A 17,038-nucleotide genomic window follows, 5' to 3' on the forward strand; every position below is an offset into this window, starting at 1 on the left:
GAAGTAGAAGGATGAATGACTTTTTCAGGCGCACTTGGGCGGAAATCGACCTGGACGCCATTGCACATAACTATCATCAGATCAAAGATCGTCTGAATCCGGAGACAAAGGTATGCTGTGTAATCAAGGCAGACGCCTATGGTCATGGGGCAGAACTTTTGGCGCGTGAGTATGAGGAGCTGGGGGCGGACTGGTTTGCAGTATCCAATTTGGAAGAGGCAATCCAGCTGCGAAATGCGCAGATTGGCCTGCCGATTCTTGTGTTGGGTTATACACCGCCAGAATCGGCGGCTGAACTGGCCAATATGGATGTTGCACAGGCGATCCTTTCCCGCGAATATGGGGAGCGGTTGGCCGCCTGCGCCCGTGAAGCTGGTGTCACCGTTCGTGCACATATGGTAGTAGATACCGGTATGAGCCGGATTGGTTTTATGTATCAGGACCCGGAGCGGGATGCCTGTGCAATCGATGAGATTGCGGAACTCTGTCAGCTGAAAGGCTTGGACCCGGAGGGAATCTTTACGCATTTCGCTGTTGCGGATGAAGGGAACGACGGACGCGGATATACCTTGATGCAGCTGGACCACTTCCTAAAGTTAATCGACCGGTTGGCACAGCGTGGGATTACCTTCCGTCTGCGCCACTGTTCGAACTCGGCCGCAGTCCTAGACTATTCAGACGCACAGCTCGATATGGTGCGGCCGGGAATCATTCTCTATGGGTTGAATCCTTCCAGCGCGGTCAAGGAACCTTTAGATCTGCGTCCGGCAATGCAGCTCAAATCGATTGTCTCCATGTTGAAAACCGTAGAGCCACAGACCAGTATCAGTTATGGACGGCGATTTACGACCAAACAGCGCACGATCGTGGCGACAGTCCCTATTGGATATGCGGATGGGTATCCGCGCCATCTGTATCACCGTGCCAGTGTGTTGGTGCGCGGCCAGCGTGCAAAGATTATCGGTCGTGTCTGTATGGATCAATTGATGGTGAACGTCACCGATATTCCAGAAGTTCGGGAAGGCGACATTGTTACGCTGTTTGGATATGATGGAGAGGCGTTTCTTCCAGTGGATGAGCTTGCCGGCTACAATCATACCATCAGCTATGAGTTGGTCTGTTTGCTCAGTAAGCGGGTACCGCGCATCTATTTCCGCAACGGAGAAGCGGTTGCAGAGTTGGACTATCTCTGCTCCAGCAAATAAAAGAAAGATGCAAAGGAAAGCATACTCTGAAGGTTATAAAAATACTTTTTCTGTAAGAACATTTAAATTGGGAAGCCTTTAGGAGGTTGAACAATCAATTGAAAAAGAGGGGAAACGCAAGGATTCAGTCCTGTGTTTCCCTCTTTTGCTGTTGTAGCAGGGCATACGGTGCAAAAAGGAGAGGAGAATGTCGTGCGATCAAAGGGCGCCATCGGACGGACGTTTGGGATAGCGTTTCCGTTCAATCGAACGTAAGAACTCCGTAAATATGTTTTTGAATTTGAAAAATCTTAAGTAGAGGGACTTTTTCGATACCCACTCAGAATGTTTAAGGCATGGAGAGAAAAGAGATAATAATCTATTGGCAACCTGTAGAAAACGAGAGAAGAATTCAGTTATTATTTATGAAATGGCTCCGGCCCTTATAGGCGTGTGTACAAAATTCTTCATGGTTTCTCCAATAACAAAGTACAGAATAATTGAAGTAAGTCCGCGCCGTTTATCCTTACAGGAGCCTAGACGAGTACCTTACGATCAAAGGTGATACCTCAGATACAGCTTTGGAACCTATATTGTTGGAACAATTGCATCGATGGATGCCAATGATGATAGAACAGAGGAAACGTTCCATGCAGAGTACAGATGAAACAGAAAAAGCACTGAATTGTTCCACAGAAACCGAATGGGGTTGAAGGAGGGAATAGGGAACACCGAGATGGCAAACCTATCATCATAAAAAACAACAGCCACCAGAGGAACTCCTCTGGTGGCTGTTGTGCAATAAGAAAGGTACGAACAAATCAGACTTACCAATCAATAGTTTTTAGCTAAAAGTTGGAAATACGCCTTCGGGTGGGCGCAAACAGGGCAGATTTCTGGGGCTTTTTTGCCCACGACAATATGGCCGCAATTGGAACACTGCCAGATCATATCGCCATCTCTGGAGAAAACCAAACCTTCTTCAACATTTTTCAACAGGGCGAGATACCGGGCTTCATGTTCCTTTTCAATCTTGCCCACCATTTCAAACAATGCGGCGATACGGGGAAAGCCTTCTGCACGGGCATCTTCGGCAAAGCTCGCATACATATCGGTCCATTCGTAGTTCTCACCTGCTGCCGCGTCCTTTAGATTGGTAGCGGTATCTGCGATTTCTCCGTCATGCAAAAGCTTAAACCAAATTTTTGCGTGCTCTTTTTCATTGTTTGCGGTTTCTTCAAAGAGATTTGCAATTTGTACATATCCTTCTTTGCGTGCTTTAGAAGCGTAGAATGCATACTTATTGCGTGCCTGGGATTCACCGGCAAAAGCTGCCATCAAATTTGCTTCGGTCTTTGTACCTTTAATATTTTCCATACCAAATATCCTCCTGTTTCGCTTAAAATTTAATAATAATAATTAATATTATTTTATAGTCTTATATTACCAGCTGTGGAGGATTTTGTCAAGGAATATCTAAAAAATTAATAATTATTCTTAATTTTAAGCCTGCTAGAAATAGACCTTCCGAAAAAATAGAATATGACAGACGATTCATAAAGAGTTCTATATGGGAAAAATCCTTTTCAAAGAGGATAGAAGCACTTTCTATCCAGGTACATGAAGAATATTGGATATCGTTTTAAATAGAGATATTTAAAAACTACAATGCTTCGTGCAATCTATGCAGAAGGTTGGATTCTTGTCCACCACAGTCGAAGCCACCCAGGGAGATACTGGGCTTGATTTTTCCATGAAAATCACTCCCACAGCTTACAGCGAGAGAGAGGTCCTCCGCTTGACGTAGATAAAAGGCAATTTGCTCAGGAGAATGGTAACTGCTGTATGCTTCCATTCCGCGGACCCCCTGCGCGGCAATATCTCGGAGCAACGTCACATCCTCGTGGATATTGTTGCCTGGATGTGCTAAAACGGGAAGACCTCCCGCGGTTCGAATCAAAGAAATGGCTTCTTGTAAGCTTTGAAAAGCAATGGGAACATATCCGGGTTTCCCTTGCGAAAAGAAGTCCCAGTAAAAATTTACGTAGGGATTATCGCTGCGATTACCTCCGGGCAGATAAGGGGTGAGAGCAGGATGGTGAGGGTCCTGCGCCAATACAGCTTCAGCGATCATCTCACCGGTTACCACACCATCTTTCTCCGCAAGGAGAGGGGATGCATCAAAGTGAAAACCCATTTCATAAGCGTGTTGAATACGGTATTCACCGGCCCTCTGTTCTTGTTCCAAAATAGCACGTTCGGTCTCATGAAATCCTGGATATTCCGGTTGAATCCAGTAACCTAGAAGGTGCAGATCGATGCCTTTATAGGTGCAGTCCAGCTCTACAGCGGGAATACATTCCATTCCCAATTGCTGTGCCCGCTGCATGGCGCGAGGAACCCCACGGGTGCAATTGTGATCTGCAACAGCAGCGACACGTACGCCGTTCTTCAGACAAAGATCCATCAATTCCTCTGGGGAATATGTGCCATCATCACTAAAGTTGGTATGCATATGTAGATCCAGCCAGCTCATATAGAATTCTCCTTGTATAATAGAGTAGTAGTTATTAGAGCCCCTCTCCAAGGGCTGTGCTACACTGTGAGGGATGCTGTGGATTGGATTAGGCGCTTTTTTTAGCACTGGTTTGAGTAGAATCTGTTTTCAGTATAGGGAAAATGAAAAAAGAAGCAAGCCCTTTTAGAGATTTTTGGGGAAGACAAAAGAAGAGAGAAGTAAAACGAATCATCTATTTTGATAAAAAGTTTTCCAACCCCATTACAAATTGACATTTAGGAGAAATATATCGAACCGGTAAACAGGCTTTCACTAGCAGCGTTTTGATCCAGCATCTTACCTCTCGAAGGGCCGTAACCGAACTATAAAAAACTCCCGGCCCGTCACACGGACGAGCCGGGAGAAATTTGGAAAGGGAAGGTGGCTGATATACTTATGCAGTGATGGTCGCAACGCAGTGGCGCACTGCATTCTGGTTGGGCATCGTGGTATAGATGCCAGAAGCACTGCCTACATTGCCGGTCGCCCAGATGCGGAAGTAATAGTCATTGCCGTCCTTCTTCACAAACTGGGTCTTAAATACGCCGTCTGTACCGCTTACAAAGAGCGGTGTAGAGGTGCTACCATCGGTAACGGTCATCTTAAAGGTGTATGCCTGGCCTTTCTTGATCGAAATTGAACCAGTGGTATCGCTGTGCACAGAACCTTCCAGAATATTTGCCGTAAAGGTGGAGGAAGTTCCATCCAAGGTGACCGTAATGGTGGAGTTGCCCATTCCAGCGCCGTTCAGCTGGAAGCTGTATCCATCCGCAGTTTTGGTGAGATACTGCACCGAAACGTTCGCGTTATTTGCGGTAACCGTTGGGGCGGTTGCAGAGGTTGTCTTGACCGTAAAGACAAAGCGTTCTCCCACGCGGAACGAGCAACTCTTGGTAGATTCGTCCAGCGTAAAGTTGGAGGCTGTTGTGGCCGTCGAAGTAGAATCGTTGTTGGAAGAACTACTGGAAGAACCACTGCTGGAACCACCGCTAGAACTACTGCCCTTTTCGTCCAGATGGTCGATTGCAGCAGCTAGCTTGGTTTCGATATTGCGAATCTTGGCTTCAGCGGCCGGATCGCCCTCGGCAAGAGTGTTGTCGTCCAAAACAACCTGTGCTTCCTGCATGACCTTGACCAGGTTCTGATAACTCGCCACTGTGAACCGGTCTGCGTCCTTTGCCTGCGCGATCTCCATCAATTCCTTTAAATAATCCTTGTTTGCGATCTTACGCAGGGCGGTCATGGCGGCTGTTAAGGTCTTGCTAGCGTTATCGACTTCTTCCTGTGTTGCCTGTGGATCTTCATAGACCTCTTGGGCTTCCTTTCGTGCAGTGAGGAATTCCTCCTTGCCCTCTTCAACATACAGGTCGAGTTCATTCGAGATAGCCTCAGCTTTCGCTAGGACTGTGGCCAAAATCGATTTGTCTGCCTGATAGCGGACATTATCAATTGCTTCCTTGAGCGCATGGACAGCCTCTGTAATTTCTTGCTCCATCGCATCGGGATTGTCGTAGACCTTTTGGGCCTCTTCCATGGCATCCTTCAGTTCTTCAATGGTACTCGGGTCCAGACCTTCCGAAGCTTCTACAATCGCTTCTGCAATCTCCAGCTGAATTTCCAGCTCGCTCTTGTCGCCAGGCTGGAAGGAGAGATAATGGATGGCATCCAGCAAACCTCCCCAAGCGTCGTTGATATCTGTCTGTGTGACTGCAACCTCTTTCGCGACTCTTACGGCTTCATGATATGCCTTTTCAAATTTTGCCTGGACGGTTGGCACAGCAGCGGCAACCTCATTGTCCAATGTATCGGCATACGCAATCAGGGAATTCAAAATCTCCTTATTGACGATTGTGAAAGAGAAGTCAAGGGTTTCTGCCGTAGCACCTTTTTCCGCTGTATAGGTGAATTCCTTTGTGTTTGTGATTTTTTGCGGTTCGCCGCCCAAGAGGATTTCACTGAATTCGCGGCCCTCTACAGAAGGAACAAAGGAGAGATTCAGCTCAGTGCCCTCCTCAAAGTTGCCGGTATACCGGCCAATGAGATTGGCAATGGTCTGCTCTTCGCCATTGAGCGTAAGCTCTACATTCGTACCGTAGTTGACCATGAAGCTGGTGCTCTCTTCCACAGCCGGCTCCTCCGCAAACGATCCAACATTCCCATTAACGGTGAAGTCTTCAAAGGTTGCTGGCAGAGAACCGGTCTTTCCGTTACCGTCCACTGCATAGATACCAACCTTGAGATCGCCATCCATTCGGACTTTGCCGCCCATCGTCATATCGACAGGGTCGGCGATAGGCGTCCAATTCTGGTTATCATAGCTGTAATAGGAGGAGAACGTAGTTCCTTCCTTCACAACCTTCAGATAGACGCTTGCCTCTGGATCGGCGTCCGGGGTTGTATGTTCAGAGAACTTGCCGTTATTGAGGACAAAGTCCGTAAAGATGTTCCCATCAAACCCACTGTGATAGCGCTTATAGGCGCCATAAATGTTGCTGGAATCCTGATAGACGATGATACCGGCGGTTTGATAATCGTCTGTCGGAACAAAGTCAAGCTTCGTCGAGACAGTGAAGTCGCCCTCTACCGGGGATAGGAATACGTTTTTGGCATTGTCGGTGTTGGTATAGAATTCACCCGGCTGTGTGATGATCGTAATGGAGTTTTCACTGTTGATCTGCCAGTGCTCCGGATCATTGCGCAGGACATCCCAATCGTCCGTCAAGACCAGATCTGCAGGAGAAATGGTCACTTCACAGGAAGCAGTCACCTCGTTGTTGAAACCTGTCATAGCGGTGATGGTGACCGTACCCGCCTGGTATGCAGTGATCTTTCCGTTTTCATCGACCGATGCGACGTCTGGGTCGCTGGACGTCCATACAACTGGATCGTCGGCTCCCTCCGGTGTAACCGTAGCGGTGAGGGTAGCGGTCTCATACTGTTTCATGGAGAGCTCTGTATGATCGAGTGAAATTTCGGTTGCTTCCACGTATTGGTTGGCAAACGGAATCACTTCGTTATTGATTGTGAAGTCTTCGAAGGTTGCCGGCAAAGAACCGCTCTTGCCATTGCCGTCGACCGCATACAGGCCGATCTTGAGATCGCCGGTGAGGCTGGACACATTCAACGGATCTGCAATTTGTACCCATTCCGAGTTGTCATAGCTGTAATAAGCGGTGAAGGTTGTACCTTCCTTGACAACCTTTAGATAGACCGGTGCGTCTTTGTTCAAATCTGGCGTTGTATGCTCGGAAGCGCTGCCCTTATTGATTGCAAAATCCGTGAAGATATTGCCATTATATCCGGAATGGTAGCGCTTGTATGCGCCATACAGATTCTTGCTGTCCTGATACACGATAATGCCAGCGGTCTGGTAGTTAGCGCCCGGAACAAAGGTCAGTTTTGTCGTAGCTGTAAAATCGCCCTCCACTGGGGTCAGGAATACGTTTTCTGCATTGTCGGTTCCGCTATAGAATTCGCCTGCCTTGGTTGTAATGGTAATGGAATTCACGCCCGTTAGTTTCCAGTTTTCCGGATCGTTGCGGATGATGGACCAGTCGTTGGTCAGGGAGAATTCTGGACGGCGGACGGTCACTTCGCAGCTGGCGGTGATATTGCCGTCAAAGCCAGTAGCGGCGGTGATCGTAGTGACACCGGGCTTTAATCCGAGGACTTTACCATTTTCGACTGTGGCAACCTCGGGATTGCTGGAAGTCCATGTGACAGTGTCGTATTCAACATCCTCAGGGGTGAGGGTCGCGGTCAATACCGTTGAATCGTTCTGTTCCAGAGTGAGTTCACTGGCACTCAGGGTGATGGATTCTGCCTGGCTGGGCTGATTCCGGAGGATCTTAATCATAGCACCGCCGTGTTCGGCCATCGGAATCGTCAAAACGGTGTCCTTGTCGACCTTTTCAATGCGCGCGGTGATGTCATCCACAGTCTCGCCGTCCTCATAGATAAAGGCATAATAGTCCCCCTCACCGAGGAAGTCCAGCTGGAACTCTGCGGTGCGCTGCTCGTTGCAGATCAGGCCAAGATACCAATTCTCTCCACTTCTGCGCGCGGTGTTGACATATTCGCCCGGCTCGCCTGCCAACAGCTGCGTCTCGTCCCACTGCCCAGGGAAGTCCTCAAAGAAATAACGGGCGGGGCTGTTGAGGTACGCTTCTGGACGGTCCGCAAAGCATTGGATACCGCTCTCATAGGTGACGGTCAGGGCGCCCATCTGCGCGATGGTGAACTGTTTGCGGGTATTGGTGCGGTGGGAGAACATCGGTGTATAGTCTGCGGGACCAACCGCACAACGCATAAATGGCAACATACAGTTGTGGTAAGCGCTTACATCCGCAGGGCGGAAGAGATCCTGTTCGGCACCGAAGATACCTTCACGGCTGAGTGCGTTCGGATACGTGCGGCGCTCGCCGGTCGTCTTATTCGCACCATGGATATTGATGAACATATGGTTTTCCGCGGTGACCCGCATCAAACGATTATAGAACTGGATATAATCCTGGGATTGTGAGTTGAAGAAGTCCGGCTTGATGCCTTTGATTCCCATGTCAGCGAGCTCCTTGATACGGCGCTCTGCTTCATCGCCCTTCTTCAAATCGTTGTGGTTTTGCCAGGCGATCAGGCCGATGCCCTTCTCGTTGGCATAGTCGATCAGATCTTCGGTCCAATCGTAATAACCATAATAAGCGAATTCGCTGTGGCCCTGGCTGCTGCCGCTTGGCTGCCAGCCCTCATCCAAAAGTAGATACTGCCAACCCATCTCTGCAGCGAGATCGATGTATTCTTTATAGACATCCGGATCGTTGACCGGATCGCGGTTCAGCCAAGTCCAGGCGGTGACACCGGGCTGAATCCAGGAGGTATCCTCCAAAACGTTGGCAGGACTGAGGTTTTCCGCCATAGTATTCTCAACGATGTCCGCGGTGGTGCCAATCACAGCAAAGCGCCACGGCGTTGCAAACGGAGCTTTTGTCTGGATGGCAGATTTCTGTTCGTTGGAGAATACAATGTCAAGGCGTCCGTTCGGATTGCCGATGATGTCTGCACCACAATACTCATCGTGGAGCCCTGCCTCAGAGATCAAGGCGTACTCACCCGTAGGCGTCTTGTACAACAATGGCATACAATACCGTTCATCCAATTCTGAAAGCTGCTTTTCCTCCTCGACTTGCTCGTTATGATTGATGTACGGCATCACATAAGCGGTAGAGCCCTGCGGAATTTGCAAAGTCGTATTTTCAGAGGAAATGGTGATGGGCGTGTCTTCATTTTCGGCTGTGATCTGATATTTAAAAGCAATTCCGTCGTCGTACGCGCGTGTAACAATACTGAAGGTGACACCTTCGACGCCTTCTTTGGTAAAGTTCAGCGTTGTCTGGTTGGCGTGATTTTCAACCTGTGTAATCTTTGCACCGATCAACTCATAGGGATCGTTGATTTCTTCATCGACACGATCGACGAAAGTCAGCTCGGAAAAATCCCCCAGGCTGGTGGTCAAGCCGACAGCGGAATTGTCTACAACTAAGTTGTTGTCCTTAAAAGAAGAATAAGAAACCTTGCCATCATGTAGGGCAAACAGGGCGGTGATGCTGCCGTCCGGAGAAGCAATCTGCCAGGAAGAAGCTGGATCGCCCTTACCAATGATGATATCCACGGTGGCTTCACGGACGACGTCGCCTTGCGTTAATGTGCAGGTAATGGTCGCAATGCCGTCGCCGATACCGGTTACAATGCCGCTGCTCGAAACCGTGGCGATGGAATCGTCCGAACTCTTATACGAAACAGCCAGCGTATCAGCGGGGATCTCTGCGCCACCGACGGAATAACCGACCGGGGTCAACTGGGTAGTCTTACCAACCGGCAAAACGGACTGCTGTGCAGTGACCGCTGCGGAAGCTAATGTGGTTTGTATCTCGCGGTCGCAGAGAATTTTTGCATCACACCACAAGCTGTGGTCACAGGTAGTAACCCCGTCCGTACCGTTGTCGGTCTTGAGGGTCAGTGTTTTGGCGCCCTCCGGAATGTCGATATTGACAAAGACCTGGGCAGCCTGTCCGGAGAGGTCGTCGATGTGATATTTTTGTTCGCCGTCAACTTCTACAGTGAAACCACAGTTGCCATAGATGCCATCGTAAACAGAATCCGCTTGAACGCCTATGTAGGCCTGAAATGTTTTTGCACCCTGGGCTGAGATGTCATAAACCAGCTCCGATGCCGCATGGGCACAGAGCCCCTTTTCGTACTCAACGATGTCTAAGTTTTCATCGAGCAGGCGTAGCGGCTTATTGTCGATGTCCTGATCCACCCCCAAGCTACCGAAGCCAACCTTTGTCTTGGTCGGTTTCATGTCGCTCAAATAAAGCGCAATGTCGCCTTCTTCCTCTTGCACAACAGCCGTGATTGCCTGGCGGGCGGCAGGAACAGCCTGAGCCGCCTGTGCGGCAAATACCGGTGTTGCGCCGGCAGCCGCCATCTGTAGCGCGAGTGCTACAGCAATAAAAGATCGCACGGTCTTTCTCTTCATAATTTTCTCCATCCTTTTCTCTACCATTGTGGGTTTCTCCTCCATTTGGAAGGAACTGGGACCTCCTTTCCGAACCAACGTCCTTCCCTAAAATAATGATAAAAATAACTTGAAACGGCTTAATCAATATCTTTCTAAAGCTACATTTTAAAAATATTCTATTTAAAATGCATAAAAACAAATCACGATTTAGCCGTTTGTTGTCGCTATAGTATCACGAACTCTGTCTAAAATCAATATCTAAAAAGATGATGAGACAATCGTATATATTTTTGAAACAATTTTCCATATAATATGAGGAATTCTGGATTGCCTTTACACACCCGGACCTTTCCAGTATAATGGGGAAAGGTTGGCCGAGAGGCATTAAGGAGAAAGGTGGGATACCATGGGCTTGAGTTATCAAGAGGAATTTGAAGAGATTTTCCGCAGTAAAGTTACCCGGGAAGGCAGCGCGGCCTTTTTGGAATGGCTCTCCAAGACGGACTTTTTTACCGCGCCGGCAAGTACAAAATTTCACTGTGCCTGTCCAAGCGGCCTGGTACAGCACAGCATTAGTGTGTACCGCACTATGGTGGAGCGGTATTTCGACCCTGAAACGGACAGCGAAGAAAGCTTTGCTATCTGTGGCCTGCTGCACGATGTCTGTAAAGCGCAGTTTTATAAGGAAGGCACCCGCAATGTCAAAAATGAACAGACCGGGGCCTGGGAGAAAAAGCCATATTATATGATTGAGGACAGTTTTCCCTACGGACATGGGGAAAAGTCCGTGTTCCTGATCGAGCGCTTTTTGCGCTTGAAAACCAGCGAAGCGATTGCGATCCGTTGGCATATGGGCGGCTTTGACGATGCGGCGCGTGGCGGGAGTTTTGCCATCAGCCAGGCGTACGACCGCTATCCGCTGGCGGTAAAGCTGCATTTGGCCGATTTGGAGAGCACCTACCTGCGTGAGAAGGGTACCTCCGTGGTGCGCGCACAGCGATAATTACAGGGGGAGAATGGAATGCCGGACATTTTGGTGGTTGACGATGAACAAGAGATTGCCGACCTGGTGGAGCTCTATTTAAAGAACGAGGGTTATACTCTATATAAATGTTATGACGGAACGCAGGCATTGGAACAGATCGAAATGCGCCCCTTCGACCTGGCGATTTTGGACGTTATGCTCCCGGAAACCAGCGGATTTGCGCTTTGCCGCAAAATTCGTGAGAAGTACACGTATCCAGTCATTATGTTGACGGCGCGCACCGAGGATATGGATAAGATCACAGGGCTGACCATCGGTGCTGATGACTGATGTGACAAAACCGTTCAATCCTTTGGAGCTGGTGGCGCGGGTCAAGGCGCAACTGCGCCGGTCGACTCGTTACAATGCAGGAGCCGCTCCAGAGTCACATGTGATCGACTTTTCCGGCTTGGAGATCAACCGGGATACCCACGAGTGCCGGCTGTACGATCAACCGGTCGATCTGACGCCGACAGAATTCTCCCTGCTGTGGATGCTCTGTCAGAATCGGGGGAAGGTGCTGTCCTCAGAGGAGCTTTTTGAAGGGGTTTGGGGAGAAAAATATCTGGATTCCAACAACACGGTGATGGTGCATATCCGGCGCCTGCGTGAAAAGCTACATGAGCCTGCACGCAACCCGAAGTTCATCAAGACGGTCTGGGGGGTGGGGTATAAAATTGAAGGATAGATACACACGCCTGAAAGTTAAGATGGTGCTAGAACTGGCAGGTATCACGTTGATGACCGCTGTTCTGGGGATTGTCCTGATGTATGTTGTGGTGGATGGCATCTTTCAAGCTCCCTTTGCCGATATTTTTGTCGGTTTCTGTCAGAACTTCTTTGGAATCAGCGAAGAGTTTGCCGTTTCCCTCTACCAAAATATTTTTCAGCAGAATAAATTCTTTTTTATGGTACTTGGGTTTCTATTTCTGCTGTTGATTGCGGTTTATCTAGCGATGTCGCGAATCAGCCGGTATATGAACCTCATCAGTGAGGGGGTGGACAAGGTGCTGGAGGATACGGGAACATCGATCTCACTGCCGTCGGAGTTAAAACCCATGGAGGACCGGCTGAACACGCTCCGGGACCGGTTACGGCGGCGGGAGTACGAGGCGAAGGAGGCAGAACAGCGCAAGAACGACTTGGTAGTCTATTTGGCGCACGACCTCAAAACCCCTTTGACCTCTGTGATTGGTTATTTGAGCCTCTTAAACGAGGAAAAAGAAATCTCTCCAGTTCTGCGCGATAAATATACGAACATTGCCTTGGACAAAGCCGTAAGATTGGAAGGCTTGATCGATGAATTTTTTGAGATTACGAGGTTTAATCTTCAAGGGATTGAATTGGAACGGTCGCGGATCAATTTGACGCGATTGTTGTGCCAACTCGCGGATGAGTTCTACCCGGTGTTCTCCGAGGAACGTCTTACCTGTAAGCTGCATATTCCACAGGGGTTGGAAGTTCAAGGGGATGCGGACAAGCTGGCTCGCGTATTCGACAATCTTCTCCGCAATGCGGTTCACTATAGCCCGGAGGGAGCAGAGCTTACGGTGGCTGCGCGCCGGAACGGACCCCAAGTGGAGATCCTTTTCCGCAATACCGGTACACGGATACCACCGCAACAGCTGGAGCGGATTTTTGAGAAGTTTTACCGGCTTGACTCTGCTCGTTCCAGCCGAACCGGTGGGGCGGGGCTCGGATTGGCAATTGCCAAAGAGATTGTAGAGCTGCACGGAGGGAATATTGTTGCATCCAGTGACGACCAGTATACGGAGTTCCGCGTCACACTCCCGGCTGTGCCGGAAATAACCATACAAGAGAAGGAGTAAATATCATATGAAAAATCGAATTGTTGGGAAGGCTACGGCGGCGTTTTTGCTCGCCTTGGTGCTTCTTTTTTCCATGGTGGGTTGCGGCCCACAGGTACAGAATGTCACAGAGCCCTCCAGCTCTGTAGAATCGTCGGAACCCGCCAGCAGCGCAGAATCCGCTTCCTCTGAGGAGCAGGATCTGCCAGTGGGGGTGATTGCAGAAACAGAGGACACCATCACTTACGACGACATGCTGGCAGGGGAGGTCACCATTCAGAAGCGCCCACAGCGCGTGGTGGTCATGCTCAATGCGGTCATGGAACTGTGGTATATGGCGGGAGGAACAGCCGTCGCCCGCATCGAGGGGGAGGACAATATCCCGGAAGAGGCGAAGGATCTGCCGACCATTGGAACGATGAGTACGCCAAGTGTGGAAAAGATCGTCAGTTATGAGCCAGACCTGGTTATTTTGGTGAATACTTTGACGAAGAACCGGGAGATTCAGCCAGCCTTGCAGGAGGCGGGAATTCCGAATATTTCCGTACGCTATAAGGATTATCAGGATTTCTGCGATCTGTTCGAATTGTTCACCCATATCACCGATCAGCCCGAGCGGCTGGAGGCATTGGATGGGATTCAGGCCCAAGTGGATGCAGAGGTCGAAAAGGTACAAGGGCAGCCCCAACAGAAGGTGATGATTCTCTATGCAACGGCCAAGTACGTGAAGGCTGGTGTTCGCGAAAGTGTGATCGGCGATATGCTGGAACGTCTTGGCGCAGTAAACATCATCGATGGAGAGGCGGCAAACGGCCAATCCATGGTTGATTACAGCATGGAGAAGGTATTGGAAAGCAACCCGGATGTTTTGTTTATCCAGATGGCGAACGGCGGAAAAAAGGCGGAACAAAACGCTTTGGATGAGATTCAGAACAATCCCGCTTGGCAGGAAGTACGTGCGGTTCAGGAAGGGCGCGTGTACACGGTGCCGCGAGAGTACTCGACTTTAAAGCCAAATGCCCGTTATCCGGAGGCATTCGCTTACTTCGCAGAAAAGCTCTATGGCGATGCGTCTTGATGGTGGTCACCGGACCGCCGCGCGGCTGACCGCATTGGCGCTGTTGACAGGGCTCTGTGTTTTGGCATTTTTCCTCAGCGTTGGCGCGGGTGCAGTGAATCTATCTCTCACTGAGGTGGGGCGCGCCCTGTTTGTGGATACGAGCGGCGTACAAAGACAGATTGTTTTTAACTTACGCCTTCCCCGGGCACTGGCAGGGGCGATGGTCGGGGCTTGCTTGGCGGTATCCGGTGTATTGTTGCAGGCGGTGATGCGCAATCCGCTCGCTTCGCCCAGTGTGATCGGCGTTTCTTCCGGGGCTGGATTTTTTGGAATGCTGGCAATGGTGCTGTTTCCCGGCAATCTCTACACGGTTTTGCCGCCAGCCGCTTTTTTGGGAGGGCTGGCCACCACGCTGGCGATCTATCTGTTGGCATGGCGCAATGGAATCAATCCGACGCGGATGATCTTGGCCGGGGTAGCGACCTCCACTTTTCTGCGTGCAGGGGTGGACGCCCTGATGGTCTTTTTCCCGGATGAACTGACCGGGTTTGTCAGTTTTTCCGTGGGAGGGCTTTCCGGTGTGACCTGGAGGCACGTCTGGATGCTGCTTCCCTATGCGGCCGTTGGATTGGCGCTTGCGGCGCTTCTTTCCCAGCAATTGAATGTGCTGCTGTTGGGAGATGAGGCAGCCACTGGTTTGGGACTGCACGTGGAGCGGACGCGGGTGTTGGCGATTGCGGTATCTGCACTTCTGGCGGCGGCGGCGGTCAGTGTAGCGGGGCTGTTGAGTTTCGTCGGATTGATTGCTCCCCATCTCATTCGGATGTTGATCGGGACGGACGAGCGTTACCTTGTACCTGGCGCGGCCTTAGGCGGCGCGACGCTTGTTATGCTGTGCGATACGTTAGGGCGCGTGCTTGTCCCCCCGATCGAAGTGCCGGTGGGCATCATCCTCGCCATCCTGGGCGCACCATTTTTCCTGTATGTTTTGAGGGGGAGGTCGAAACACGATGTTGCAGGCAAAAAATATTACCATCAAATACGGCGCAAAAACCGTCCTTGAAAACGTCTCTCTCGACTTTGCAGAAGGTTCTCTCACAGCGATCATCGGGCGAAACGGTTGTGGAAAATCGACCCTGCTCAAAACCATGTCGCGCAGTCTATTCCCTTTAGAGGGAGATGTGTTGCTCGATGGACAATCCATTTTCCGTCAGAATACCAAAAAATTGGCCCAACGATTGGCGATCTTGTCGCAAGGGGTGCGTTCGCCTGAGGATTACACGGTACGCCGTCTGGTGTGTTGTGGCCGTTATCCCTATGCAGGGTTTGGAGGCAGATTGACACAAAAGGACTTTGACGTGGTGGACCGCGCCGTCGCGGATGTGAATATTGTACATTTATGCGATCGTCCTGTGGAGACGCTCTCCGGTGGAGAGCGTCAACGCGCCTGGATCGCCATGCTTTTGGCTCAAGAGCCAGAAATCATGCTGCTGGACGAGCCTACCACCTTTCTGGACATCGGCTGCCAATATGAGATTTTGCGGCTGGTACGCCGCCTAAATCGGGAGAAGGGGATCACTACGGTGATGGTGCTGCACGATCTCAATCAGGCAGCGCGTTATGCAGACCGCATTGTTGTGATGCAGGATCATCGTGTGTTTGCAGACGGTTTACCGGAAGATATCCTTACCGAAGAGCTGATTGCTTCGGTATTTGGAGTGCAAGCACGCGTCCTGAGAGACGATGTGACCGGTACCCCCTACTACATTCCGATGGAGAGCGAATCAGATTGAAGCATTTTAAAGAAAAGCCTTTGGCGCATCCTCTCTATCGGGGGAATCGGATTCTGGACAATAGAGAACCATAAAAGCGACATACAAAAATGCCCATGGTATATTCCATGGGCATTTTTGATTTTTTTCGTGGGAGGACTTGACAATTCCAAAAAATAGCTGTACTATTGTATTAGGTCGTTAGTACAATAGTACAATGGAGGTGAAGAAATGGGATGGAACTTAAAATCAGACCGGCCGATCTATGCACAGCTGATCGAACAGATTGAGTTGATGATTGTATCCGGATTGTATCCGCCGGGCGCAAAGCTGCCCTCTGTGCGAGATCTGGCCGCAGATGCAGCGGTGAACCCAAATACCATGCAGCGTGCGCTTTCACAACTGGAAGCGGATGGGCTTTTGTACACACAGCGGACCAGTGGACGATATGTGACGGAGGATGTGGAAAGAATTATGCAGACAAAACGAAGCCTTGCCACGGGGTTGGTAAAAGAATTTTTGGAAAGTATGGGACACCTCGGCTTTGACCGGCAGCAAACCATCGAGCTATTGCAATCACTGGGGGATTCAAAGCGCGACAGCGCCTGACTTTGGTATAGAAAGAGGGAAATCGGTATGAAAAGGATCGGAACAGTCGCCTTGTCATTTTTGGCTGTTGGCTGTCTGTTGAATGGATGTGCCTTGGGAGATACTGCACAGATGGATGGAGCGGTACAGAACAGCGATTTTGCGAAGGCACAGGAGATTACCGCAGTTCGGGTTGGGGAGGACGTCCCCGTCTATACCGCAACAGAGAAGGGACACATTGAAACCTTCGTAGAACAGTTGCAAATCGATGAGTGGAAGATCGGGACTCTCCCGGAGGACGCCGAAGCAAGTGTGGTCTATTCCTTTCAGCAGGAGAAGACCGTTCTATTTGGTGAATCGAGCACGGACGGCAGTATGGATGAACTTTTGAAATTTACCGTCTATGTGGACGCTCCATACCTTTCGTTGGAAGTTCTTGGACAGTCCCTGCATTTTCAGATTCCTGAAGATGCAGCCAACTATTTAAATCATCCGGAAGAGATCGAATCGATCGGCTCCGGCGTGTAA

Annotated in this window: 11 protein-coding genes and 1 pseudogene; 9 read left to right on the plus strand and 3 right to left on the minus strand. The window is 50.0% G+C overall.

Going from position 1 to position 17,038, the window contains the following annotated elements; all coding sequences use genetic code 11:
- Positions 1–11: 11 nt before the first annotated feature.
- Positions 12–1,205, plus strand: coding sequence for an alanine racemase (gene alr, locus ACGCCZ_RS13005; RefSeq protein WP_054323465.1), 1,194 nt, complete (start codon positions 12–14; stop codon positions 1,203–1,205).
- An 813-nt stretch (positions 1,206–2,018) separates the two neighbouring features.
- Here the strand turns inward: alr and rbr are convergent.
- The 3 genes from rbr to ACGCCZ_RS13020 form a co-directional block, all read right to left on the minus strand.
- The gene (gene rbr / locus ACGCCZ_RS13010; RefSeq protein WP_054323470.1) at positions 2,019–2,561 is read right to left on the minus strand and encodes a rubrerythrin; all 543 of its coding nucleotides are present in this window, start codon (positions 2,559–2,561) and stop codon (positions 2,019–2,021) included.
- Positions 2,562–2,847: 286 nt separating this feature from the next.
- The gene (locus ACGCCZ_RS13015; protein ID WP_054323471.1) at positions 2,848–3,720 is read right to left on the minus strand and encodes a PHP domain-containing protein; all 873 of its coding nucleotides are present in this window, start codon (positions 3,718–3,720) and stop codon (positions 2,848–2,850) included.
- 415 nt (positions 3,721–4,135) lie between these two features.
- Positions 4,136–10,276, minus strand: coding sequence for a glycoside hydrolase family 97 catalytic domain-containing protein (locus tag ACGCCZ_RS13020; RefSeq protein ID WP_411656249.1), 6,141 nt, complete (start codon positions 10,274–10,276; stop codon positions 4,136–4,138).
- A 394-nt stretch (positions 10,277–10,670) separates the two neighbouring features.
- On the opposite strand from ACGCCZ_RS13020, the gene ACGCCZ_RS13025 reads away from it, so the two are divergent.
- From ACGCCZ_RS13025 to ACGCCZ_RS13060, 8 genes and pseudogenes are all read left to right on the plus strand, one after another.
- Positions 10,671–11,261 (plus strand): hypothetical protein, encoded by a 591-nt coding sequence (locus ACGCCZ_RS13025; RefSeq protein ID WP_054323581.1) that lies wholly within the window; start codon positions 10,671–10,673, stop codon positions 11,259–11,261.
- 18 nt (positions 11,262–11,279) lie between these two features.
- Positions 11,280–11,970 (plus strand): annotated as a pseudogene (gene vanR, locus ACGCCZ_RS13030) (VanR-ABDEGLN family response regulator transcription factor).
- A complete protein-coding gene (locus ACGCCZ_RS13035; RefSeq protein WP_085531540.1) occupies positions 11,960–13,111 on the plus strand; it encodes a sensor histidine kinase in 1,152 nt (383 codons plus the stop codon). The pseudogene vanR and the gene ACGCCZ_RS13035 overlap by 11 nt, the downstream one beginning before the upstream one ends.
- A 7-nt stretch (positions 13,112–13,118) precedes the next feature.
- On the plus strand, positions 13,119–14,168 hold the full coding sequence (locus tag ACGCCZ_RS13040; RefSeq protein WP_054323475.1) for an ABC transporter substrate-binding protein: 1,050 nt from the start codon (positions 13,119–13,121) through the stop codon (positions 14,166–14,168).
- Entirely contained in the window at positions 14,152–15,213 is a 1,062-nt protein-coding gene (locus tag ACGCCZ_RS13045; protein ID WP_143255210.1) for a FecCD family ABC transporter permease, read from the plus strand. Before ACGCCZ_RS13040 ends, ACGCCZ_RS13045 begins: the two co-directional genes overlap by 17 nt.
- Positions 15,161–15,943, plus strand: coding sequence for an ABC transporter ATP-binding protein (locus ACGCCZ_RS13050; RefSeq protein ID WP_054323476.1), 783 nt, complete (start codon positions 15,161–15,163; stop codon positions 15,941–15,943). Before ACGCCZ_RS13045 ends, ACGCCZ_RS13050 begins: the two co-directional genes overlap by 53 nt.
- A 210-nt stretch (positions 15,944–16,153) precedes the next feature.
- Positions 16,154–16,531 carry a GntR family transcriptional regulator gene (locus tag ACGCCZ_RS13055; RefSeq protein ID WP_085531544.1) on the plus strand — a complete coding sequence of 126 codons (378 nt, stop codon included), beginning with the start codon at positions 16,154–16,156 and terminating at the stop codon, positions 16,529–16,531.
- Positions 16,532–16,558: 27 nt separating this feature from the next.
- Complete coding sequence (locus ACGCCZ_RS13060) at positions 16,559–17,038, plus strand: hypothetical protein (protein ID WP_054323477.1); 480 nt, start codon at positions 16,559–16,561, stop codon at positions 17,036–17,038.

This window comes from Anaeromassilibacillus sp. SJQ-1 (genome assembly GCF_046693725.1).
In the GTDB taxonomy this organism is placed as follows: domain Bacteria; phylum Bacillota; class Clostridia; order Oscillospirales; family Acutalibacteraceae; genus Anaeromassilibacillus.